The following is a 23,563-nucleotide window of genomic DNA, read 5'->3' on the forward strand; positions in this document are numbered from 1 at the left end:
CCCGTCCGCCGCTCGACGCCGTTATCGTTCCCCGAAGGTTCAGATAACTCGTTTCCGCTCGACTTGCATGTGTTAGGCCTGCCGCCAGCGTTCAATCTGAGCCATGATCAAACTCTTCAATTTAAGACTTTGTTCGGCTCAATGAATACTGAACATTACATAACGTAATGTTTGAATTGACTGTGCTGAATCCGAAGATTCAATGGTCACTTCGTATCATTGAAACCTAATTTGAAGCTGAAGCTTCTAATTGGATTATCATCAACGAGTGCCCACACAGATTGATAGGTCTATATTGTTAAAGAGCAACTCTTCTTTGTGATTGACATCACTCCGGAAGAGGCGGCCATTCTAGCGAGATAATTTATTGTGTCAAACACTTTCTTCAAATTATTTCGTTTTTCTTTTCAGCCTTATCAACTTCGCTTAAACCCTTGTGAGCCCTTGCCCTGTCGACGAGGAGGCATTATAGAGATCGCGCTCACATTGGCAAGCGTTATTTTTCAAAAATTGCAAAAATAATGGTTAAACGATGAGTTTTCGATCAAAGCTTTATTTATTCAACTTTACCCCAAGAACTCGCACAGCTTATCCACAGAATTATTCTATAAGGCGTGTTTTTCAGGTGCTATAAATAAAGAAAGCTGCTTTATTGCAGCTTTCTTTATTTACTCTAAACTCGATTTAAAAGTCATTATGGTTATATGCCGGACCCATCTTGTTCTGAACCATCATCTTCATGTAAACCACACTCTCGTTTTAAACCAAAGAATCGAGTTTCTTCCTCTGACATTCCCGGCTCCCATTTACGAGTGGTATGAGTATCACCAACTGAAAGGTAACCTTCATCCCACAATGGGTGGTATTTAAGGCCGTGTTGTTCTAAGTAGTAATGGACGTCTTTATTAGTCCAGTCAATTACGGGCAAAAACTTAAACACACCGTTCTGAATTGATAGTATCGGTAAACCTGCTCGTGATTTACTTTGCTCTCGACGTAGTCCAGAGAACCACGTTCCAACATTAAGCTCTTTTAGCGCTCGACGCATTGGCTCCACTTTATTGAGCTTGTTGTATTTTTCAATTCCCTCTACACCCTGCTCCCATAACTTTCCATATCGAGCCTCTTGCCAATTCGCACTTTCTTTCGCTCGATAAACTTTTAAGTTTAGGTTGAGAGCATCTGTCAGCTCATCAATGAATTGATAGGTTTCAGCAAACAGGTATCCTGTATCGGTTAGAATGACGGGGATATCCGCTTTGACTTGAGTAACTAAATGAAGCATAACCGCGGCTTGAATACCAAAACTAGAAGAAACCGCAAACTCGCCCTCTAGATTCTCTAAAGCCCACTTTACTCTATCTTGTGCCGAAAGCTTTTCGAGCTCGACATTAATTTGAGCAAGACGGAGGATTTGCTCCGTCTTTGTTAATGTCAATAACTCTGTAAGCTCAAGCCTGGATGCTACAGAATCAAGCATGAAAGTCCCTCTTTGATACGAGCACTTCTTGGATTATACCAGCACGAATTGTGAAATCGCCGAAGGCTTCGCCTTCTTCACGCTCTTTCGACCATCGAGCCACCAGCAGATCAATCTCTTCTAAGATTTGCTTATCCGTGATGTTCTCTTTGTACATTTTTGGTACTCGAGTACCAGCACGGTTACCACCTAAATGTAGGTTGTAACGACCTGGCGCTTTACCCACTAAACCAATTTCAGCCAACATGGCGCGACCACAACCGTTTGGACACCCAGTTACACGCAAAATGATGTTGTCATTTTCTGGTAGGTTGTGCTTTTCCAAAATCCCCTCCACATCAGTAACAAACTGAGGAAGGAAACGCTCTGCCTCTGCCATCGCTAGCGGACACGTTGGAAAGGCAACACACGCCATTGAGTTTTTGCGCTGCTCACTGATATTGTCATCCATCAAGCCATGTTCACGAGCGATCTTTTCGATCTTCGCTTTTTCGCTTTTAGGTACCCCCGCAACAATTAAGTTCTGGTTGGCAGTCATACGGAAATCGCCTTTATGGATTTTGGCAATTTCAGCAACACCCGTTTTAAGTGGTTTACCTGGGAAGTCCAGCAGACGACCATTTTCGATGAAAAGTGCTAAGTGATGTTTACCATCAATTCCTTCTACCCAACCAATACGGTCACCACGCTCAGTAAACTCGTACGGGCGGCTTGCTTCAAACTGAATGCCTGCTCGCTTTTCGACTTCGGCTTTAAAGACATCAGTACCTACACGGTCAAGTGTGTATTTGGTTTTGGCATTCTTACGGTTTGAGCGATTACCCCAATCACGCTGAGTGGTAACCACCGCCGCTGCAACATCAAGCGTTTTCTCTAATGGGATGAAACCTAAGTCGTCAGCGCGGCGCGGATAAGTTGACGTATCACCATGTGTCATCGCTAGACCGCCGCCAACTAGGACGTTAAAACCAACCAACTTGCCGTTATCCGCAATTGCTACGAAGTTAAGATCATTGGCATGCACGTCTACGTCATTTTGCGGTGGGATCACCACCGTCGTTTTAAACTTACGCGGTAAATAGTTTTTACCCAGAATAGGCTCATCTTCTTCAGTGCTTTCTACTTTCTCACCGTCCAGCCAAATCTCAGCGTAAGCACGTGTTTTTGGAAGCAGGTGTTCACTGATCTTCTTCGCCCATTCATAAGCTTCTTGATGAAGTTCTGATTCGACCGGGTTAGTGGTACACAACACGTTACGGTTTACATCACCCGCGGTTGCAATCGAATCAATGCCAATACTGTTGAGCGTTTGATGCATCAACTTAATATTCGGTTTTAATACCCCATGAAACTGGAACGTTTGGCGAGTCGTCAGACGAATACTTCCATATAAAGAGTGCTCCGTTGCGAACTTGTCGATCGCTAACCATTGCGTTGGCGTGATGATGCCTCCAGGCATACGAGCACGAAGCATCACATTATGTAATGGTTCCAGTTTTTGCTTTGTGCGTTCATTACGGATATCACGGTCGTCTTGTTGATACATACCGTGGAAACGAATTAACTGGAAGTTGTCGGCAGTAAAGCCACCAGTAATACGGTCCTGTAAATCTTGCTCAATGGTGCCACGTAATAAGTTACTTTCTCGCTTCAGGCGCTCGTTATCAGATAGCGGCCCTAACTCTTCACCTAATACAACCTGCTTATTATTGTCCGTAGAAAAAGTCATTAGTACACATCCCTCTGATAACGTTTCGCTTTACGTAGGTCATTAATAAATTGTTCCGCATCGTCACGCGGCATCTTGCCTTCTTGTTCAGCAACGATAACCAGTGCGTCGTGCACATCTTTTGCCATACGAGTGGCATCACCGCAGACATAGATATAAGCGCCTTCTTGGATCCACTGCCACACTTGAGCTGCGTTTTCTAAGATGCGATGTTGTACGTAAACTTTTTCTACTTGGTCACGACTAAAAGCAACATCCAATCGGCTTAGTACTCCTGACTTGAGGTACTTTTGCCATTCAACTTGGTATAAGAAGTCTTGAGTGAAAGTACGATCACCAAAGAACAACCAGTTTTTGCCTTCAGCATCGCGGTTTTCACGCTCCTGAATAAAGCTACGGAATGGTGCGATCCCTGTGCCTGGACCAACCATGATAATTGGAGTGCTATCATCTTCCGGCAGTTTAAAGTTGTTGTTATGCTCAACAAATACTTTAACTTCATCTCCCTCTTCGAGACGCTGTGCTAAGAAGCTCGACGCACCACCATATCGTTTTTCGTCGTTTTGTTCGTACTCAACCAAAGCAACCGTTAGGTGTACTTCTTCATCGACCTCTTCTTGGCTTGATGCAATAGAGTAAAGGCGAGGAGTAAGACGACGAAGCAAACTAATCAACTCATCTGCGGTTAACTTGGTTTTCTTCTCTGCCAATACATCAACAATTTGAGTATTTGCAGAGTACTCGCGAAGTTTATCTTTATCGTCAACCAGCTTTTGTAGCTTCTTGCTACCGGATAACTCGGCAAACTTTGTAATGAGCTGAGGGTTAGATGTTGTGATTTCATATTTACTCACGAGAGCACTATGGATTGACAAGCTTTCGCCATCAACATCAACGGTTTCAACCCCAGACAAACCGACCTTACCAAGAATGGCATTAGCAAGTTCTGAACTATTTTCAAACCACACACCTAGCGCATCACCAGGCTGATACGTTAACCCCGAACCTTCCAAGTCAATTTCTATATGACGAACATCCTTTCCAGAATCACGACCCGTGATTTTTTGACTGGTCAGTAACGTCGCTGTGTATGGGTTTTGTTTATTGTAAGGAGAGTGCGCAGTCGCCGCCTGACCCACAGGAAGTTGAACCACATCCGCTTCAGTGCCAGAAGAAAGCGTATCTTTTACCTTACCTAACGCATTCTTACGCCATTCAGCTGCTGGTGCTTCATAATCCACATCGCAATCAAGACGATCGATAAATGGGGTCGCGCCTAACTTTGATAGGTAAGCGTCGAAGTCTTTACCGGTTTGGCAGAAGAATTCGTAGCTCGAGTCACCCAGAGCAATAACGCCATATTGAAGGTTTGACAGCTTAGGAGCTTTCTTAGATTGCAAAAACTCGTGTAGCTCTATAGCGTTATCTGGTGCTTCGCCTTCGCCGTTCGTCGATGCCACAATAATGACATGTGTTTCTTTGGCTAAGTTTTTACCTTTGTAATCACTTGCATCAAAAAGTTCGACAGCAATTCCTTCTGCTTTTGCTTCCTGTTCTAGAGCTTCAGCAACGCCTTTAGCGTTGCCAGTTTGGGAAGCAAAAATAATACTCAACTTACCTGCTGGCTTCGCTGATACGGCTGCCGTCGCTTGTGCAATTGGCGTTACCGCTGTATTTGGTTGATTTTGAGCTAATCCCCAAAAATACCCACTGACCCAAGCAAGTTGCTGTGAAGACAACTCAGAGACAGTTTGTTGGAGTGAGCTAATTTGTTGGTCATTCAGAGGGCTTGCGATTGGAGGAGTTCCTCCTTGCCCATTATTATCTTCAGACACATTCTTGTGAGAATACTCATTCTTTTGAAAAGACATTATCACGACATCCCTATTCATTGCGTGACGATAGAGTACCCACTCTCCTTAATAACAAGAAAGAATAGAAGTGAATGTTTTATAACTTTTTGGAAGTAAGAACGGCTTACTTTTTGCTCATCGATCTTCAATGCGGACTTGTTGAAAGCCTACTGCCATTGCCGATTTTGACGCTGCATCCAAATCTTCATAAAGACATTCTTCACCATGACTGTCCGTCAGAAAAACAAAACCACCGCGCGCATGTCTGAACTCCACAACCCAGCCACCCTCTTGGATTGCAGGTTCAATAATCGCTTCGACAAGCTGGTTTTCACGGAATAGATGTCTTAGTTCGTTTATTGTCATCGCTATCCCTGCTTTAACTTTCACATTGCTCCTAGGTAAGCATGGTCTAAGTCAGCAAAATAGGCAGAAAATTCGATTGGATATAATGAAGTGATATAAAAAAACGCCGCTTATAAAGCGACGTTTTAAAAAAATCGAGTATCTAATCTGGCTGCATTTAGAATGCGTATTCTGCACTCACAAAAAAGCCGTTAGCAAAAATAAACTCTTTCCCTAGATCCGACATGAATTTCTCGGACTCCAAATCAATCACGCGGTAACCACCACGAAAAGCCAGTTGAGCTTTTTCGAGCGGTACATGGTATTGAACACCTGCCATGAAATCAGTGCTTTTGATACCTTTGTTGTCACCAAAGTTTATCTCACCAATCACATCAAAATTTGTGTCCGGAACTTGAATCTCTGCGTAACCGTACCAAGCCCAAATCAGCTCATCAAACTCTTCTATACGCTTGTTTGAGCCAGCATCAATGTATTTAGTGTCACTTAAATTACTGAATGTAACACCCGCATCAAAATGCAATAAATCATGCTCCAGAACTTGGTAGTACATGGTGAAATCGAGCTTATCGAACCCCATGTAATCCGCATCAACACTTGAGTAACGAAGGCGCGCATTAGGAACGTATTTAACATCATGTTCAATCGCCGCGTAAAATGCGCCTGTTGTGCTGCTATCTCGTCTTACTTCATTTACTTTAGTGTCAGCAGCCCAGATCTCTGCGCCGACTTTCGTCGATACAGAATATTCTGCAAAAACAGGAAAAGATACTGCCAACGATAATGCTGTTAAAGCGATGGTCGCTTTATTTGTCATGTAGTGTGTACTCCGAGATAGCTGATGTTCACGTTGAAGACGTGAGAGGAAATATACCATACTCTCACGTCTCTCTATCAACTAAATCATGTCACTCGTTATTTATAGCGGGGCTGGGCAACGTAATTCTTGAAGAACCAAACACCCAATGCAATCACGATTAACCATGGCAATAGTTTGAGTACCGCTCCGACCATTCCCAGTAAAAACATCACAACTAACGCAATACCGGTTGCTGCGAATACGGTCATCATTGTGATACCGGTAACCAATAGGGTCGCCGCAAAGACTAAAATAAAGATTAGCTCCAACATAATCACTTCTCCATTTGTTTTTAATAAACAGAGCAGTTTCCATACCAACTTACCAAGATGACGATAACACAATGATTTTTATTCAAAAATAAAGCCAGAGGCATTTCTGCACTCTGGCTTACTTGTTCTTTAGTTGGTAATTTTAGCCAACCACTGGTGAATTTTACACATTCAATTCTTTTGGAATCTTCGCTAACGCGTCTTGCAGCACTTCTAGACCAGAACCTGGTTTGTGCGCATTTTCACTGATATGACGACGCCATTGACGAGCACCGGGCATGCTTTGGAACAAACCTAACATGTGGCGGGTAATATGACCAAGGTACGCACCTTTCGCTAATTGCGCTTCAATGTATGGATACATCTCTTCAACAATTTCGCTGCGTTTCTTCACTGGAGCATTAGAGCCAAACAACTCTTGGTCTACCGATGCCAGTAAATATGGGCTTTGGTATGCTTCACGACCAATCATCACACCGTCAAGATGCTGAAGATGTGCTTTTGCTTCTTCTAATGATTTCACGCCACCGTTAATCGCAATCGTTAGGTGTGAGAAGTCTTGCTTCAATTGGTAAGCGCGTGGGTAATCCAATGGTGGGATCTCGCGGTTTTCTTTTGGGCTTAAACCACTTAACCAAGCTTTACGTGCATGGATAGTGAACTGCTCACAGCCACCCTTTTCTGAAACAATAGAAATGAAATCCGTTAGGAACTCGTAAGAATCTTGATCATCAATACCAATACGAGTCTTGACTGTCACAGGAATATCAACCACGTCCTTCATTGCAGCGACACAATCCGCAACCAACTGTGGTTCCGCCATTAGGCAAGCACCAAAGCGACCGTTTTGTACACGGTCAGACGGGCAACCCACATTGAGGTTAACCTCATCATAGCCACGCTCTTGAGCCAGTTTGGCACACTTTGCCAAGTCTTCTGGGTTTGAACCACCCAACTGAAGGGCCAACGGATGCTCTTCTTCGTTGTAAGCCAGGAAATCTCCTTTTCCATGAATGATCGCACCTGTCGTCACCATTTCAGTGTACAGCAGGGTTTCTTTGGTCATTAAGCGATGGAAGTAGCGACAATGACGATCGGTCCAGTCGAGCATTGGTGCTACGGAGAGCCTGCAAGAATGAGTCATGATATAAACACCCGTTTTTATGTTGCCAAGGTCGAGCGCAGCAGTACGCTCAAAAAATAAGTCGGGTATTGTATACCCAAGCACCTCTAGGTGCTAGTTTCAGCGAGAATGATTTGGTTGTCTGGCTAGCCAAATGCTTAGGAATATGCAGCAGTAATACGAATTCGTCACTCGTTGATTCATTCTGTGATGACTATTCCGACTTCACACCACCACCGACTTGCTTTAATTCATGATTTTCGTTCTGATAGTGGGTAAAATGAAGCATTTCTAAACGAACTTCGTATAGAAATGATTTATCATAGAGCACGTCCGATAGTTATGGTGAAAGGTTTGAACCCAACAATCATTGAACAAATTGAAAGTATCTGCGCAGAGCGTGGAGTACGATTGACTCCGCAACGCCGACGCGTATTTGAACTCATTTGTTCTAATCGCCGCGCCTCAAGTGCGTATGAGCTATTGGAGCAACTAAAAGAGAGTGAGCCTCAGGCTAAGCCTCCCACTGTTTATCGAGCATTAGATTTTCTCCTAGAGCAAGGCTTCATCCACCGAGTGGAATCGACAAATAGCTTTATTACTTGTTGTTCTTTCAATACTCAGCAGCACTTTTTCCAATTACTAATTTGCGATAAATGTGGTGATGTCGTTGAACTCGAAGATGAGACGCTGATATCCTTGTTAGCCGAAAACGCCGAGAAGCATGGATTCAAACTGACCAACCAAGTTATTGAAACTCATGGTGAATGCCAGGCCTGTTCCTCCGAGACGAAAGAAAAAGTATAGAAGAACGTTATGCGCGCTGAATTTGTAAACCCGTTTTTAGCTTCTTTAATGAACGTGCTAAAAACCATGGCTTCTCTTGAGCTGAAGCCACAAAAACCGCGAATCAAAAAAGATGAGATCGCACGAGGTGACGTTTCTGGTCTGATTGGCATGGTAGGTCCACAAACTCGTGGTTCAATGTCGATTACCTTTGATGAAGCGCTAGCTCTAGAAATCATGCAGAACATGCTTGGTGAGCGTCCAAATGGACTCAATGAAGAGGTCACCGATATGGTGGGTGAGATCACCAACATGGTTACTGGTGGTGCGAAACGCATTCTGGCGGAAAGTGGTTTTGATTTTGATATGGCAACACCCGTAGTGGTTTCTGGCCGAGGCCATACGATTCGCCACAAGTGTGAGGGCTCAATCATCATCATGCCTTTCTCTTCCCAATGGGGAAATGCCTTTATCGAAATTTGCTTCGAATAAAAGAGAAAAAAATAGGTTGGCACTGGCCAACCTATTTTTTTTGCCTCAGGCAATAAAAAAGGTCAGCATTTGCTGACCTTTTCTTTATCTATTCAAACCAAACATTAAGCTTTGAACGCTTTAAATGCGTTGATTAGACCATTTGTTGAGCTGTCATGCGAGCTGATTTGAGACTCGTCTGCAAGCTCAGGTAGGATTTGGTTAGCCAGTTGTTTACCTAGCTCCACGCCCCATTGGTCAAAGCTGAAGATGTTCCAGATAACACCTTGTACGAAGATTTTGTGTTCGTACATTGCGATCAAGTTACCTAGCGTACGAGGCGTGATTTGCTTCACTAGGATAGAGTTTGTTGGACGGTTACCTTCAAACACTTTGAATGGCGCAATCGCTGCCACTTCTTCAGCGTTCTTACCTGCTTTCACCAACTCTTCTTTCACGGTTTCTTCACTCTTACCAAACGCTAGTGCTTCAGTTTGCGCAAAGAAGTTGGACATCAGTTTTTGGTGATGATCGCTAGCTGGGTTGTGGCTGATTGCAGGTGCAATGAAGTCACATGGGATCAGCTTAGTGCCTTGGTGAATCAGTTGGTAGAACGCGTGCTGACCGTTGGTACCTGGTTCACCCCAAATAATAGGGCCCGTTTGGTAAGTCACAGCATTGCCTTCACGGTCAACGTATTTACCGTTTGATTCCATGTTACCTTGCTGGAAGTACGCCGCGAAACGGTGCATGTACTGATCGTAAGGTAAGATAGCTTCTGATTCCGCACCGTGGAAGTTGTTGTACCAAATACCGATAAGCGCAAGGATCACAGGGATGTTGCTTTCTAGGTCTGTTGATACGAAGTGCTTGTCCATCTCGTGAGCACCTTCAAGCAGCTCAACGAAGTTGTCGTAACCTACCGCTAATGCGATTGATAAACCGATTGCAGACCATAGTGAGTAACGGCCACCAACCCAGTCCCAGAATTCGAACATGTTCGCTGTATCAATACCGAATTCAGACACGGCTGTCGCATTCGTTGAAAGTGCAGCAAAGTGCTTAGCCACGTGAGCTTGATCGCCCGCTGACTCTAAGAACCAATCACGTGCGGTGTGCGCGTTAGTCATGGTTTCTTGCGTTGTGAACGTCTTAGACGCGATCAAGAATAACGTCGTTTCTGGGTTAACTTTCTTCAACGTTTCAACGATGTGAGTACCATCAACGTTAGATACGAAGTGAAGATTTAGATGATTTTTGTACGGTGCTAGTGCTTCCGTCACCATGTAAGGGCCAAGGTCAGAACCACCGATACCGATGTTCACGATATCTGTAATTGCTTTACCAGTGTAACCTTTCCACTCACCGCCAATAACGCGGTCAGTGAATGATTTCATTTTTTCTAGAACCGCGTTCACTGCTGGCATTACGTCTTCGCCGTCTACCATTACTGGAGTGTTCGTGCGGTTACGTAGTGCAGTGTGAAGAACAGCGCGACCTTCTGTTTGGTTGATCGCTTCGCCACTGAACATCGCTTCAATTGCAGATTTCAGCTCAGTCTCGTTCGCAAGAGCGAACAGGTGCTTCAGAGTTTCCTCATTGATGAGGTTCTTTGAGTAATCGACTAGGATGTCTGAGCCGAAACGTGCAGAGTATTTGTCGAAACGCGCTGCGTCTTGAGCAAATAACTCTTTAAGATCCATATCTTGTGCAGATTCGAAATGCGCCGTTAGCGCTTTCCAAGCTTGTGTTTGCGTTGGATTGATATTTTTCAACATGGTCTTTATCCCGATGTTACAGTAGGTTCCATTCCTTACAGTCTAGCGAAAACTGTGGAATCCCCGATTTAGCAAATAGAATATTAATTAGATGTTTGGGCGAATTGCCACAAAACAAGTCTTTGTAATTTTTTTTCAGGTGCCAATTATGACTGAGAGTATTTACACTCACATTGAGTTAGGTCACGTTCCCTGCCCTGAAAATGAACAATTCATTTACGATGGTAAGAATCATATCACTTACTAATGACAGGCTCTAATTGGAATAGGATAGACGTCAATTTATAAATTTCCAAAGGAACACGTATGTGGGCACAAAAAACACTGCAATTAAAAGCGAGAAGCCGCGGTTTTCACCTAATAACTGATGAAATTGAACAACAATTACCACACATAAACGAGCTTTCAGTAGGTTTATTACACCTATTTATTCAGCATACCTCCGCCAGTTTGACCTTAAATGAGAATGCTGATCCAACCGTGCGTATGGACATGGAAGCGCATTTCAACAAGTTTGTACCAGAGCGTGCTCCTTATTATCAGCACACCTATGAGGGTGATGACGACATGCCAGCACACATTAAAGCATCCCTGCTTGGCAGTAGTGTGACGATACCAATCCAAAATGGTCGATTAGCTTTAGGAACATGGCAGGGCATTTACTTGGGTGAGCACCGAGACTTTGGCGGCGGCCGCCGCGTTATTGCTACGATTAACGGTGAGTAGATAAAACAAAGGCTAACCTTAGGTTAGCCTTTCGCTGTTTATTTTGAGTACTCCATCTCGACGCGAGGCGTTAGCTTAGTCACGAGTTCATACGCAATGGTACCAATGTGACCCGCCACTTCTTCTACTGGGAGCTCTTTCCCCCAAAGAATCGCTTCGTCGCTGACTTTATCCGTTGCATCTGGTCCCAAATCGACCGTCAGCATATCCATAGAAACTCGACCTGCGATAGGTACTTTACGACCATTTACCCAAACCGGAGTGCCGTTCGGGGCACTTCTTGGGTAACCGTCGCCATACCCTACTGCGATGACACCGACTTTTGTATCTCGCTTACTGGTCCACATACCGCCGTAGCCAACACTTTCGCCCTTCTTAACTTCACGTACCGCAATAAGATGGGATTTAAGTGTCATCACGGGTTGATACCCCAGATCTTGTGCGGTCTTGTCATCAAATGGCGATACACCATACATGATGATACCCGGACGAACCCAATCCAAATGGCTTTGAGGCCATGCCAACAACCCCGCAGATGCCGCAAGTGAACGCTCCCCCTGACAACCAGAGGTCAACGACTTAAACAGCTCAATCTGTTGGGGAGTGATATGGCTATCCAGCTCATCTGCACAGCCAAAGTGACTCATGTAACGTAACGGCTTGGCTACGTTTGGACACTCTTTCAACCGCGTGACAAACTCATCATATTGCTCAGGGCGAACGCCAAGACGGTGCATCCCACTGTCAATCTTAAGCCACACGACAACCGGAGTTTCAAGGTCGGCTTGCTCCAAAGCGATAAGCTGCTCTTCACAATGCACCACGGTTTGAATGTTGTTCGTCACAAGAACAGGTAAGTCACCTGGGGAGTAAAAACCTTCTAGCAATAGAATTGGCTTTACTACTCCACAAGCGCGCAGTTGCAACGCTTCTTCAATGCGAGCTACGCCAAAGGCATCCGCATGGTTGGCATGTTTTGCAACGTGACGTAATCCGTGACCATAGCCATTGGCCTTCACTACAGCCATCACTTTACTTTGGGGCGCTTGCGCTTTCACGCGCTGTAAGTTGTGCTGCAACGCAGACAAATCAATGCACGCCTTGGCCGCTTTCATATAGCTCATAGGGTTACTCATCATCAATATCGAATGCAGGACCCGCATAGTTGTCAAAGCGCGAGTGTTGACCTTGGAAGGTGAGACGCACAGAGCCGATAGGACCGTTACGTTGCTTACCAATGATGATTTCTGCCGTGCCTTTGTATGGGCTATCTGGGTGATACACCTCGTCACGGTAGATGAACATGATCAAGTCGGCATCCTGTTCGATAGAGCCCGACTCACGCAAGTCCGAGTTTACTGGGCGTTTATCTGAACGTTGCTCTAGGGAACGGTTAAGCTGAGACAGCGCCACGACGGGCACATTCAGCTCTTTTGCCAACGCTTTCAGAGAGCGTGAAATCTCCGCGATTTCCAGCGTACGGTTATCAGAGAGTGCAGGCACGCGCATAAGCTGAAGGTAGTCGACCATGATCATCGACAGACCGCCATGTTCACGTGCGATACGGCGAGCGCGTGAACGCACTTCGGTCGGAGTTAGACCGGAGCTGTCATCAATGTACATGTTTTTCTTCTGCATCAAGATACCCATAGTAGAAGAAATACGCGCCCAGTCTTCGTCATCCAGCTGACCCGTACGGATCTTGGTTTGGTCAACGCGAGACAAAGAGGCCAACATACGCATCATCAACTGCTCGGCTGGCATCTCTAGCGAGAAAATAAGCACAGGCTTCTCTTGTTGCATGGCCGCATTTTCACACAAGTTCATCGCAAAGGTCGTTTTACCCATCGATGGACGCGCCGCGACAATCACCAAATCAGAACCTTGCAAACCTGCGGTTTTCTTATTGAGGTCAGTGAAACCTGTGTCGACACCCGTTACACCATCTTGCGGCGTTTTATATAACAACTCGATACGTTCTAACGTCTTTTCGAGGATGTTATCAACATTTTGTGGCCCTTCGTTTTCACTGGTTCGTGACTCAGCGATGGCGAAAACTTTACTCTCCGCCATATCAATCAGATCTTCCGAACTTCGACCTTGAGGGTCGTAACCCGCATCCGCAATCTCATTCGCGACACCGATCAAACCACGGACAATCGCACGTTCGGCAACAATATCAGCGTACGCATTAATGTTAGCGGCGCTTGGCGTGTTTTTCGCCAAATCTGCAAGGTAAGCAAAACCGCCCACATCTTCTAATTGCTCGTGACGCTCCAGGTATTCCGATAAAGTAATAAGATCGAGAGGCTTGCCCGCTTCAAGAATGGTTTTTACACCTTCAAAAATTAGGCGATGCGGACGACTATAGAAATCACTGCTTACAACACGTTCGGCAACGGTGTCCCAACGTTCATTGTCCAGTAAAAGACCACCAATTACTGATTGCTCGGCTTCTAGTGAGTGAGGTGGCACTTTGATTGCGTCGACCTGACTGTCTGAAGGTTTGCGATTTCTGTTTTCCGCCATGACTTTGCTCGATAACTACTATTGACCCACGATTATAACCTTAACCTAACTGAGATGCTTCCCCGAAGAGACAATTACTTGTTAAGAAATCAACATGCGAACCGCACAAGTAATAGCCTGGTTCTTCCGCCCAGCTCTAATAAAAATTAACCTACCATTGACCCAACAAAATATCTGTATCAGTATCATGCCCCTCCTTTTTAATTACGTTCGAGGTTGATGTGTCCCGATACTGGTTACTTAGCTTTAGCTTACTATGCGCTAGTGCATCGTATGCTGACGAATCAGTACAGCCAGAGCAAAATATTGATGTGCCCGACCCATTAAAAACCGAGGTGGAGTTCGGCTATCAAGCTCACACAGGTAACACGGACTCTCGTTCCCTGAATGCTCGTTTGAGTGCTGAATATACGTCAGGTCGACACCGTTCTAATGGTGAATGGAAGTACTACAACTTGTACAAAGACGGTGAAGAAGACAAACGCTCATCCACCTACGCCCTACAGAGTGACTACAAGTTAGGTCCTAAAACGTATTTGTATGGCAGCTTTAAAGGGGTGGATTCTCGTTACAGTGCCTATTTTAAAGACTACACCTTATCAGGTGGTTTGGGTTACCAGTTTTCCTACACTGAAAACTTCATTTTAGAGGTAGAAGTTGGTCCTGGTTTTCGTTATCAAGAACCAAATTTAGATGAGATCGATGATGACGACATTGTCTTTCCCGATATCGTTCGAGAAGGCATTTTTCGAGGGAATATCAATACGACTTGGCACGCACTAGATAATTTGAGTTTCGCGGCTGATATTACGTTGGTAACAGGTAAAAGTAACACTCGGGCCGATAGTGAACTCAGCGTGACCAATGATATTACTGAAGATATTGCACTGAAACTGGCACACTCTCGTCAGTATCACGATAAAGTGCCTGAAGGCTTAAGCAAAGCGGATAGCGTATTTTCCGTTAATTTACTCTTCGCTTTTTAACCCGTTTTTTCTCCCAGTTTTAGAAATAAAAAAAGCACCTCCGAAGAGGTGCTTTTTAGTATTTCGTCTTGATACTGAATTACTCAGCAGCAACAACTTGTAGGTTCACAGTTGCGAAAACTTCAGAGTGAAGTTGAACGCTGATCTCGAACTCACCAGTTGTACGTAGAGCACCTTCAGGAAGGCGAACTTCGCTCTTAGCAACTTCAACGCCTGCAGCTGTGATAGCGTCAGCGATGTCACGAGTACCGATAGAACCGAATAGTTTGCCTTCGTCACCAGCTTTAGAAGCGATAACTACAGCTTCTAGAGCGTTAACTTTCTCTGCGCGAGCTTCTGCAGCAGCTAGTTGCTCAGCAACTTTAGCTTCTAGTTCAGCACGACGAGCTTCAAACATTTCAACGTTAGCTTTAGTTGCCATAACTGCTTTACCTTGTGGGATAAGGAAGTTACGAGCGTAGCCAGATTTAACGTTTGCAGTATCGCCAAGACCACCTAGGTTACCAATTTTATCAAGTAGAATAACTTGCATTGCTTAATCCTCTTTCTTAATAAAATGAACCGATTACTGATGCTTGTCAGTGTACGGTAGTAGAGCTAGGTAGCGTGAACGCTTGATAGCACGTGCTAGTTGACGCTGGTACTTAGCGCTTGTACCAGTGATACGGCTAGGTACGATTTTACCAGCTTCAGTGATGTAGTTTTTAAGAGTTGCTACGTCTTTGTAATCAATCTCTTGTACGCCTTCTGCAGTGAAACGGCAGAATTTACGACGACGGAAGAAACGAGCCATGGGCTATCTCCTGATCTTAAATTTGAGTAATGTTGTCGGCGTGTAACACTAATTTTCCCACGCCATTTCGGCCGGTTTGATAAGTGACAAAACCACTTACCTTAATGTTACTGCCTTGAACTAAATTCTGAGTTAGTGCTTGTGACCCAAGCCCGCTGACGACTACCGGCATACGACAATAAACTTGTCGAGGTAAGTCAGCTTCGATAATAGTAGAGCGATGCTCCAGCCAAAACCGACAGTGTTCAATGCCACCAGGGCTTTTACTACGAATGGGCGGTTTGGCAATGGTGCCGCTCAGCTCCATTCGATTGGCCATAAGAAAACTTACTCAGCAGCTTCTGACTTAGCTTCAGGCTTAGCTTCAGAACGCTCTTCACGACGTGGAGCACGCTCTTCTTTTTGCTTAAGCATGATAGATTGCTCAGTGATCGCTGCTTTAGTACGCATGATCATGTTACGTAGAACTGCATCGTTGAAACGGAAAGCAGTTTCTAGCTCATCAATTACAGCTTGGTCAGCTTCAACGTTCATAAGAACGTAGTGAGCTTTGTGAAGCTTGTTGATTGGGTAAGCCAGTTGACGACGGCCCCAGTCTTCTAGACGGTGGATTTTACCGCCAGCTTCAGTGATTGAACCAGTGTAACGCTCGATCATGCCAGCAACTTGCTCGCTTTGATCTGGGTGCACCATGAATACGATTTCGTAATGACGCATTGGTTGCTCCTTACGGATTATTCAGCTTCCACAAATGGCTCAGTCGTCCAGAGGAAGCAAGGAACTAAAGATAATTGACTGAGTTTAAGGAGCACGAATAGTACAGAAAGGGCGCAAAATAGGCAAGTGATTATTTGCTCAACGCAGGGGATATTTTATTTCATCCAACGTTAGAAATAACAAAGGCTACCAATAAAGTGACAGCCTTTAAAATCAGGGTATTATCGCGCGTATATCGGGGCTTATTTTACTTCAGCCAGCTCCGTGCGCATTTGGTCGATCACTTGTTTGTAATCTGGCTGACCGAAAATTGCCGAGCCTGCAACGAACATGTCTGCGCCCGCTTCTGCGATTTCACGAATGTTGTCAACCTTCACACCGCCATCAATTTCTAAACGGATATCTCGACCAGACTCATCGATCATCTTACGAACTGCACGCAGTTTATCTAGCGTGTGAGGAATGAATGATTGACCACCAAAGCCAGGGTTAACCGACATCAGTAGAATCATGTCGACTTTGTCCATGATGAACTCAAGGCTCGCAAGTGGCGTTGCTGGGTTTAGTACCACACCAGCCTGACAGCCGTGCTCTTTAATTAACTGCAGTGTACGGTCTACATGATCAGAAGCTTCCACATGGAATGTAATCATCGACGCACCCGCTTTTGCGAAATCAGGAATAATGCGGTCAACCGGTTTCACCATTAGGTGAACATCGATTGGTGCGGTGATGCCGTAATCGCGTAGTGCTTTACACACAGGTGCACCAAAAGTCAGGTTTGGTACATAGTGGTTATCCATAACGTCGAAATGCACCACATCCGCACCCGCTGCGAGTACTTTCTCGACATCTTCACCGAGACGAGCAAAATCTGCCGATAAAATGGATGGAGCAATAAGAAAATCTTTCATACCTGACCTCAGTAGTAATGAGCAAACAATCTGCGCGCAATTCTACCGAAGCCAGTGGGGAGATCCACTATTTAGATTTAATAGTGTGAGAACTAAGAGCTTGGTTTATCCATCTCAGGGGCATGAAAAAGCGCAAGCAGCTCATCGACTTTATTACGACCACTGCCATTGCGGCTAATGGTGCGCTTTACTTTTACTACATTGAGATCTGCACCGTGATACAACCGACGCGTCAACGTAGTGTCGTGGTTAGAAATCAGAACCGGAATACCACGCTCAGTCGCCGTTCTTTCAGCAATGTCGGCTAATGCAGCCTGGTCATCCAACGTGAAACCATTACCTGCGTATGAGGTGAAATTTGCCGTGTTTGAAAGCGGTGCATAAGGAGGATCGCAATACACCACACTCCCCTTACGTGCTCGGCGAAAAGTTTCTGGATAACCTTCACAAACGAACGTGGCTTTCTTGGCTTTTTCGGCAAAAAACTCCAATTCCGCCTCTGGGAAGTAAGGCTTTTTATATGAACCGAACGGAACGTTAAAACCGCCTTTTTTGTTGTAACGGCATAGACCATTAAAACCAAAGCGGTTCATGTACAAAAACGCTAAAGAGCGGTACATCACGTCATCGGTTTTATTAAACTCAGCGCGAATGTGTAAGTAAGCTTCTTTACGGTTATTCTCGGCGACAAACCAACGCTTCGCTTCAGAGATATACTCTTCAGGGCGCTCTTTTAGTAGGTTGTACAGATTGATCAGATCTGGATTGATATCTGCCAGTAGGTAATGGTCATAGTCGGTATTCAGAAACACTGAGCCCGCGCCAACAAAAGGTTCAACTAGCTTTCGAGCCGGCGGTAAATGACGTTGGATGTCTTCAACCAGTCCGTATTTTCCTCCTGCCCATTTAAGAAAGGCTCGTTGCTTTTTCATCTACTGCTCTATCTATCGACCAAAAATTAAGGCTGCGGAATGTAACATATTTTTCAGCGAAGCTCAGGTTTATTTCACTCGATCAATTTCGCGATGAACCTGACGGAGTGATTTTGCCCAAGGACTCACCGACTTAACCGAATCAGGCAAGCTTGCAACGGCATCGCGAGCCATTTGAATTGTCGGATAATCTTGGTATGTGATGATATACCACTCGGTGTCATTGCGAACGGTAGGATAAATTCGTACTTGATTATTCAGCTGATGCTCATCGAGGAAGGCTTGTACATCGTCCATTGACGTCATAGCAGCAAGCTGCAGTGTATAGGCTCTTGGTGATAGTGCTTTTAATTCTTCGCGAGCAAATGAAAACTTAACCACAGACTGCTTCGCACCGTCTTCTTCTGGCTGAGCAGAAGTTTGCGTCATACCTTGATTTGGTTTTACGACTTTTATTAAGGGTGAGCTGGTTTCATCAGTGGCGTCTTGCTTCTCAACGCCCACGACATCATCAATCGCTTTTGTGTCTGCTGAATCAGCTTTACCTTCAAGCAATGCATCGACCACATTCGACTCAATCACCACTCTCTGTTGATTGTCATCACTGCCAACGCTCGCCACTTCTTCCGTTACTGCTGGCGGTAATGAATCAGAATCATCAATCGCGCCAGAGCCATCAAGGCCACTGCTAGTGTCATCAGTCACAGATTGTAGTGAAGACTGCGCAGCACTGATTCCTGACTCTTCAAAAGTTGGAATAGCCGTTTGCTCTAAACTACCAGCAATTTGCTGCGCTTTATCATCAGGGCTTGGTTGATTATACATCCACCAATAGCCACCAGCAGCAAGCAACAGTAATGCTAATACCACTAACGCAATATTCAGCGGTGAACCGACAATCGAGCGGATAATGATCCTTTTTTCCACTTTCATCTCTCCTAACGCCATGATGTCACCCGGTACTGGGTCAACTTTTTTAAATGCATCTCGAACCCGCTTCTCCGCCTCATCATCAACATAGCGCGCAACAAGTGATTCAAAGAAACGACGGGCTTCCACTTCGGACAACATATCAATATCAAGCTCAACAGGCTTTATCTCTTGTCCGTAACTGAGACGTGACAGCAATCCTTCTAAGCGCCCAGACTGCGTAAATAATAAGACATTGATGGTCCAATTCGGCTTATGATGCGCCTCTAAAACCAGCATCCAAAGCTCTGAAACGAGCGTCTCACTTAATAAATGCGCATCATCAACCACAATCGCGATATCACAAGGCTCATCACCCAATAGTCTTTCGAGGCTATCAAGTAAAGGCTCTTGCTGATTAAACAATGCGTCCGAAACCAGTTGACTCAAAATAAGGATGCGGCGCTGCACATCATCTTGATTAGAATGACAAAGTAACAAACATTGATTCTTGTTACTGGCACCCACTTCAAGGTATCGCTGCGCTAACCAAGATTTTCCATAACCATCATGACCATTAATCGCAATGAAATTGGAACCAAAATTAGTCAGCAATCCTAACCTATCAAGCAACTCGATTTGAGAATCTAATTCCAGAACGTGAGCAACACTCATCTAATAACCTTAATACACTACAAGAATGACGCCCAAAGGCGCCATTACAAGGTTAAATATCGCGACCGAAGTCTATCGCCTGTTTGAGTACGTCTTGTGTCGTATCAGCAATGACCTCAGCACTACCAATGCCTGTAGGTAGAACTAATCTTAATTGACCAGAGAGGACTTTTTTATCTCGCATCATATGTTTGAGGAAGTCATCGAAGCTCATACTTTCTGGAGTATGAACAGGCAGTTTGGCACGACGCAAAATCGCAACAATACGCTCAAATTGCTCTGCTGAGATAAGACCGCGCAGATGCGAAGTTTTGGCCGCCATAACCGTGCCAGCAGAAACCGCTTCACCATGCAGCCAATTGCCGTAGCCAAGCTCAGCTTCAATCGCATGACCAAAGGTGTGACCTAAGTTGAGCAGAGCGCGGATGCCCGATTCTTTCTCATCCAGAGCCACCACTTCCGCTTTTATTTCACAGCAACGTGCAATGGCATAAGTTAGCGCTTCTTCATCCAACGCGTACAAGCGTTCAAGGTTTTCTTCCAACCATACAAAAAAGTCTGCATCGTAAATGATGCCGTACTTAATGACTTCTGCGATACCTGCTGCGAATTCACGCTCAGGCAACGTCGATAAACAGTTGGTATCGATGATCACGGCTTTAGGTTGGTAAAACGCACCTATCATGTTCTTACCCAACGGATGGTTAACCGCGGTTTTTCCACCCACCGAAGAATCCACTTGAGATAGTAATGTCGTTGGTATTTGAATAAAGTCGACCCCACGCTGGTAACAGGCAGAAGCAAAACCCACAAGGTCGCCAATAACGCCACCACCTAACGCGATGATCACAACATCACGAGCGTAATTCCCCTCGAGGAGGAAGTTCATCACTTGGTTAAACACATCCAAGTTTTTGTACTGTTCGCCGTCAGGCAATTCTAACAAGGATGCACTACAACCGAGCTGCTCGAGTTGCTTTAAAATTTTGTCAGCATACAAAGGCGCCACTGTGACATTACTGATCACAACAACTTTTTGTTTTGCATTTTTGTTTGAGAGAACTTGAGAGAGGTACGCCGGGTCCTCAAATAACCCGGCGCCAATAGAGATTGGGTAGCTACGCTCAGCTAGGTTGACCGTAATCCGTTCCATCGGTTTGCTCCAATTAAAAAAAAGATAAAAACTTATCTCTCTTCTAGCATTTTTACGATCTGGTTGGCTACCACTTTTGCACTCTGATCGTCAGTGCGAACAGTGTAATCCGCTACTTCTTCATACAGAGGATTACGTTCTTCAGCTAATTGCTCCAATACTTCGCGAGGGTTGTCCGTTTGAAGTAGAGGACGCTTCTTGTCACGGTTTGTGCGCGCAAGTTGCTTTTCAATCGTCGTTTCTAAGTAAACAACAACACCACGTGCCGAAAGACGATTACGGTTTTCTTTGCTCTTAACAGAGCCACCGCCAGTCGCAAGCACGATGCCTTGCTCTTGTGTTAGGTCTTCAAGTACCGCTTCTTCACGCTTGCGGAAGCCTTCTTCACCTTCTACATCAAAAACCCAAGAGATGTCTGCACCAGTGCGTTCTTCGATCACTGTATCGGAGTCAACAAACTCCATATGCAGTTGCTGTGCTAGATGTCTACCAATTGTACTTTTGCCGGCGCCCATTGGGCCAACAAGGAAAATATTACGTTTCTCAGCCATGTTTAGCAGTAATTTACAACATTGATTCAATAAGATCGCCACAAGAAAACACAGCTAAATCGCTGTTCTACAAGGCTTGTGGCACCAGTTCCTCACAGATAATTCGTGATAAGACCCGAAATTATCCAAGCATGGTGCCACTATTGCAACTTTATTTTTGATTTAATCAGTTTTTCACGAGGTAGAACTACTGAATCACCACCTTAGGGGTGACGAAAATTAACAGCTCACTTTTGCCAACATTTTCATAACTTCGACGGAAAAGCGCACCTAATAGTGGCAGATCGCCTAACAAAGGCACTTTGTCCACCGAGTTAGTAATGCTGTGCTGGAAAATACCACCAAGAACGACGGTTTCACCGTTATTTACTAACACTTGCGTCCCGATACGTTGAGTATCAATCGCAACGGCTTCACCAGTACCTGTTTTCACGACTTGTCCAGGTCTATCTTGCGTAACGCTTAAGTCCAACACAAGGCGGTTATCCGGTGTAATTTGTGGCGTCACCTTCAAACTCAATACTGCTTTTTTGAACGTTACCGTCGTGGCACCACTTGATGAGGACTCTAGATAAGGAATCTCGGTACCTTGTTCGATATAGGCAGGCTTCTTATTGGTAGTGATCAAACGTGGGCTTGAGATAATCTCAGCTTTGGACTCTTGTTGCAGCGCAGAAAGCTCGAGGTCTAACAAGGTGTCTGAGCCTAATTTTGCAACCTGAAAAGCAATGCTGGTCGCGTTTGGACTGGTTGCAGCTAAGTTTACGTTTAGGAAGTCATCGATACCTACTCCATCACCGTCACCACCGTCTTCTCCTTCACCACCACCGTTATATAAACCGATCGTGGCAAGGTTGTTTTCGATAGAACCACCAACCGTGTTATTGCCATTAATAGAGGTAAAGCCCCAGCGAATTCCCAACTCGTCCATGTTGCCTTCATTGATGGTCACAATACGCGCTTCAATTTGAACCTGCTTCACCGGGATATCCAAAGATTCAATAATTTCTCGAATCACTTCAATGTTTTCAGGTAGCTCACGAATCAATAACGAGTTAGTCCGCTCATCAATGGTCATACTGCCTCGCTCAGACAACATACTGATGTTCCCTTCTCCGTTGATCATCTCTGCAATATCTGATGCTTTAGCGAAGTTTACCTTGATGATTTCAGACGAAAGCTCTCCCATCGTTTGTTCTAGCTGCTGCTTTTCGAGTTGCTGTTTTTCGCGCAGATCAAGCTCATCTGTTGGAGCAACCAGAATCACGTTGCCATCAACACGCTTATCTAACCCCTTAACTTGCAAAATAATATCCAACACTTGCTGCCACGGAACACCATCAAGACGAAGTGTGAGGTTACCTTCTACGGAGTCTGAGACAACCAAGTTGAACTGGTTGTAGTCAGCAATCAGCTGTAACACGTTACGTACAGGAATATCTTGGAAGTTAATCGAAATGAGCTTGCTTTCTTTTTCTAGAATGCTTTTATCCGGAGCTTTCTCATTGGGTTTGATCTTAGCCACTTTGATTTCCAAGAATCGCCCCGTTAAACGGTAATCATGCGTATATTCTTCATTGATGTGCGCAACCAAGCGCGTAGTTGAGGTATCGCGAAACACCTCTACGCTTTCAACCACAGTCGAGAAATCTTTTACGTCTAGGAGATACAGTTGCTCGTCTTTTACCGAAGTATTAAGCAAATCGATACTTAACCCTTCCTGTACGCGTTTGACATCAACAATCGCGGCAGGTGACGCCAGTTCAACGACAATAACGGCGTCTTTATCTTTATTAGTGCGAAAATCGATACTCTTTAAGGCATTAGACGATACTTCTTCTGCTGCCACTAAAGGGGCTAAAAATACAAACAACCATAAGGAGAAGAACCCAGTTAGTATCCTTGGTGTACGTGTTAATCCTTGTCTCATTTTCATTACTCAATATCAAAAATAAATGGGG

The 23,563-nt window shown here is 44.8% G+C and carries 24 protein-coding genes and 1 rRNA gene; 4 read left to right on the plus strand and 21 right to left on the minus strand.

Translation table 11 applies throughout. From position 1 onward, the window contains the following. From CBX98_RS23295 to dusA, 8 genes are all read right to left on the minus strand, one after another. Positions 1–123, minus strand: a 16S ribosomal RNA gene (locus CBX98_RS23295); the annotation flags it as partial. A 577-nt stretch (positions 124–700) separates the two neighbouring features. Continuing rightward, positions 701–1,480 (minus strand): phosphoadenylyl-sulfate reductase, encoded by a 780-nt coding sequence (locus tag CBX98_RS23305; protein WP_006743230.1) that lies wholly within the window; start codon positions 1,478–1,480, stop codon positions 701–703. Continuing rightward, on the minus strand, positions 1,473–3,209 hold the full coding sequence (gene cysI / locus CBX98_RS23310) for an assimilatory sulfite reductase (NADPH) hemoprotein subunit (protein WP_109170352.1): 1,737 nt from the start codon (positions 3,207–3,209) through the stop codon (positions 1,473–1,475). Before cysI ends, CBX98_RS23305 begins: the two co-directional genes overlap by 8 nt. Then, positions 3,209–5,080, minus strand: coding sequence for an assimilatory sulfite reductase (NADPH) flavoprotein subunit (locus tag CBX98_RS23315; RefSeq protein ID WP_048626709.1), 1,872 nt, complete (start codon positions 5,078–5,080; stop codon positions 3,209–3,211). The genes cysI and CBX98_RS23315 overlap by 1 nt, the downstream gene beginning before the upstream one ends. A 117-nt stretch (positions 5,081–5,197) precedes the next feature. Then, positions 5,198–5,428: a hypothetical protein gene (locus tag CBX98_RS23320; protein ID WP_005455817.1), complete on the minus strand. Its 231-nt coding sequence runs from the start codon at positions 5,426–5,428 to the stop codon at positions 5,198–5,200. 157 nt (positions 5,429–5,585) lie between these two features. Next, complete coding sequence (locus tag CBX98_RS23325) at positions 5,586–6,245, minus strand: TIGR04219 family outer membrane beta-barrel protein (protein WP_104971004.1); 660 nt, start codon at positions 6,243–6,245, stop codon at positions 5,586–5,588. 98 nt (positions 6,246–6,343) lie between these two features. After that, positions 6,344–6,559 (minus strand): envelope stress response protein PspG, encoded by a 216-nt coding sequence (gene pspG / locus CBX98_RS23330; RefSeq protein ID WP_005398086.1) that lies wholly within the window; start codon positions 6,557–6,559, stop codon positions 6,344–6,346. A gap of 163 nt (positions 6,560–6,722) precedes the next feature. After that, the gene (dusA, locus tag CBX98_RS23335; protein ID WP_109170353.1) at positions 6,723–7,703 is read right to left on the minus strand and encodes a tRNA dihydrouridine(20/20a) synthase DusA; all 981 of its coding nucleotides are present in this window, start codon (positions 7,701–7,703) and stop codon (positions 6,723–6,725) included. Positions 7,704–8,024: 321 nt separating this feature from the next. On the opposite strand from dusA, the gene zur reads away from it, so the two are divergent. Both zur and CBX98_RS23345 read left to right on the plus strand, forming a co-directional pair. Beyond that, positions 8,025–8,489 (plus strand): zinc uptake transcriptional repressor Zur, encoded by a 465-nt coding sequence (zur, locus tag CBX98_RS23340; protein WP_005381268.1) that lies wholly within the window; start codon positions 8,025–8,027, stop codon positions 8,487–8,489. A gap of 9 nt (positions 8,490–8,498) precedes the next feature. Next, complete coding sequence (locus tag CBX98_RS23345; RefSeq protein ID WP_005381269.1) at positions 8,499–8,960, plus strand: chemotaxis protein CheX; 462 nt, start codon at positions 8,499–8,501, stop codon at positions 8,958–8,960. A gap of 104 nt (positions 8,961–9,064) precedes the next feature. On the opposite strand, the gene pgi is transcribed toward CBX98_RS23345, so the two are convergent. After that, positions 9,065–10,717 carry a glucose-6-phosphate isomerase gene (pgi, locus tag CBX98_RS23350; RefSeq protein ID WP_065645884.1) on the minus strand — a complete coding sequence of 551 codons (1,653 nt, stop codon included), beginning with the start codon at positions 10,715–10,717 and terminating at the stop codon, positions 9,065–9,067. Positions 10,718–11,023: 306 nt separating this feature from the next. Here pgi and CBX98_RS23355 point away from each other — a divergent pair, with 306 nt between their 5' ends. Beyond that, positions 11,024–11,443, plus strand: a complete 420-nt coding sequence (locus tag CBX98_RS23355) for a secondary thiamine-phosphate synthase enzyme YjbQ (protein ID WP_109170354.1) — start codon at positions 11,024–11,026, stop codon at positions 11,441–11,443. 38 nt (positions 11,444–11,481) lie between these two features. Here the strand turns inward: CBX98_RS23355 and alr are convergent, their stop codons facing one another. Beyond that, a complete protein-coding gene (alr, locus tag CBX98_RS23360) occupies positions 11,482–12,558 on the minus strand; it encodes an alanine racemase (protein ID WP_041853013.1) in 1,077 nt (358 codons plus the stop codon). Between the two features lie 13 nt (positions 12,559–12,571). Next, the gene (locus CBX98_RS23365) at positions 12,572–13,972 is read right to left on the minus strand and encodes a replicative DNA helicase (protein WP_005395704.1); all 1,401 of its coding nucleotides are present in this window, start codon (positions 13,970–13,972) and stop codon (positions 12,572–12,574) included. 221 nt (positions 13,973–14,193) lie between these two features. Here CBX98_RS23365 and CBX98_RS23370 point away from each other — a divergent pair, with 221 nt between their 5' ends. Then, positions 14,194–14,958: a DUF481 domain-containing protein gene (locus tag CBX98_RS23370; RefSeq protein ID WP_006743223.1), complete on the plus strand. Its 765-nt coding sequence runs from the start codon at positions 14,194–14,196 to the stop codon at positions 14,956–14,958. A gap of 79 nt (positions 14,959–15,037) precedes the next feature. On the opposite strand, the gene rplI is transcribed toward CBX98_RS23370, so the two are convergent. From rplI to CBX98_RS23420, 10 genes are all read right to left on the minus strand, one after another. Next, positions 15,038–15,490 (minus strand): 50S ribosomal protein L9, encoded by a 453-nt coding sequence (gene rplI / locus CBX98_RS23375; protein ID WP_005381278.1) that lies wholly within the window; start codon positions 15,488–15,490, stop codon positions 15,038–15,040. Between the two features lie 33 nt (positions 15,491–15,523). After that, a complete protein-coding gene (gene rpsR / locus CBX98_RS23380) occupies positions 15,524–15,751 on the minus strand; it encodes a 30S ribosomal protein S18 (protein ID WP_000090472.1) in 228 nt (75 codons plus the stop codon). Positions 15,752–15,767: 16 nt separating this feature from the next. Continuing rightward, positions 15,768–16,070: a primosomal replication protein N gene (gene priB / locus CBX98_RS23385; RefSeq protein WP_005381298.1), complete on the minus strand. Its 303-nt coding sequence runs from the start codon at positions 16,068–16,070 to the stop codon at positions 15,768–15,770. A gap of 8 nt (positions 16,071–16,078) precedes the next feature. Beyond that, entirely contained in the window at positions 16,079–16,468 is a 390-nt protein-coding gene (rpsF, locus tag CBX98_RS23390) for a 30S ribosomal protein S6 (protein WP_005381299.1), read from the minus strand. A gap of 242 nt (positions 16,469–16,710) precedes the next feature. Then, a complete protein-coding gene (rpe, locus tag CBX98_RS23395) occupies positions 16,711–17,382 on the minus strand; it encodes a ribulose-phosphate 3-epimerase (protein ID WP_005395709.1) in 672 nt (223 codons plus the stop codon). Between the two features lie 92 nt (positions 17,383–17,474). Next, the gene (locus CBX98_RS23400; RefSeq protein WP_047009939.1) at positions 17,475–18,314 is read right to left on the minus strand and encodes a Dam family site-specific DNA-(adenine-N6)-methyltransferase; all 840 of its coding nucleotides are present in this window, start codon (positions 18,312–18,314) and stop codon (positions 17,475–17,477) included. A 69-nt stretch (positions 18,315–18,383) separates the two neighbouring features. Further along, positions 18,384–19,898 (minus strand): AAA family ATPase, encoded by a 1,515-nt coding sequence (locus CBX98_RS23405; RefSeq protein WP_006743221.1) that lies wholly within the window; start codon positions 19,896–19,898, stop codon positions 18,384–18,386. A 52-nt stretch (positions 19,899–19,950) separates the two neighbouring features. Continuing rightward, positions 19,951–21,051 (minus strand): 3-dehydroquinate synthase, encoded by a 1,101-nt coding sequence (gene aroB / locus CBX98_RS23410; RefSeq protein ID WP_005395712.1) that lies wholly within the window; start codon positions 21,049–21,051, stop codon positions 19,951–19,953. Positions 21,052–21,083: 32 nt separating this feature from the next. Next, on the minus strand, positions 21,084–21,602 hold the full coding sequence (aroK, locus tag CBX98_RS23415; protein ID WP_005381319.1) for a shikimate kinase AroK: 519 nt from the start codon (positions 21,600–21,602) through the stop codon (positions 21,084–21,086). 187 nt (positions 21,603–21,789) lie between these two features. Further along, positions 21,790–23,538, minus strand: a complete 1,749-nt coding sequence (locus CBX98_RS23420; protein ID WP_172606019.1) for a type IV pilus secretin PilQ family protein — start codon at positions 23,536–23,538, stop codon at positions 21,790–21,792. Positions 23,539–23,563: the final 25 nt, after the last annotated feature.

Origin of the sequence: Vibrio sp. T9 (assembly GCF_003123985.1) — a bacterium.
In the GTDB taxonomy this organism is placed as follows: domain Bacteria; phylum Pseudomonadota; class Gammaproteobacteria; order Enterobacterales; family Vibrionaceae; genus Vibrio; species Vibrio diabolicus.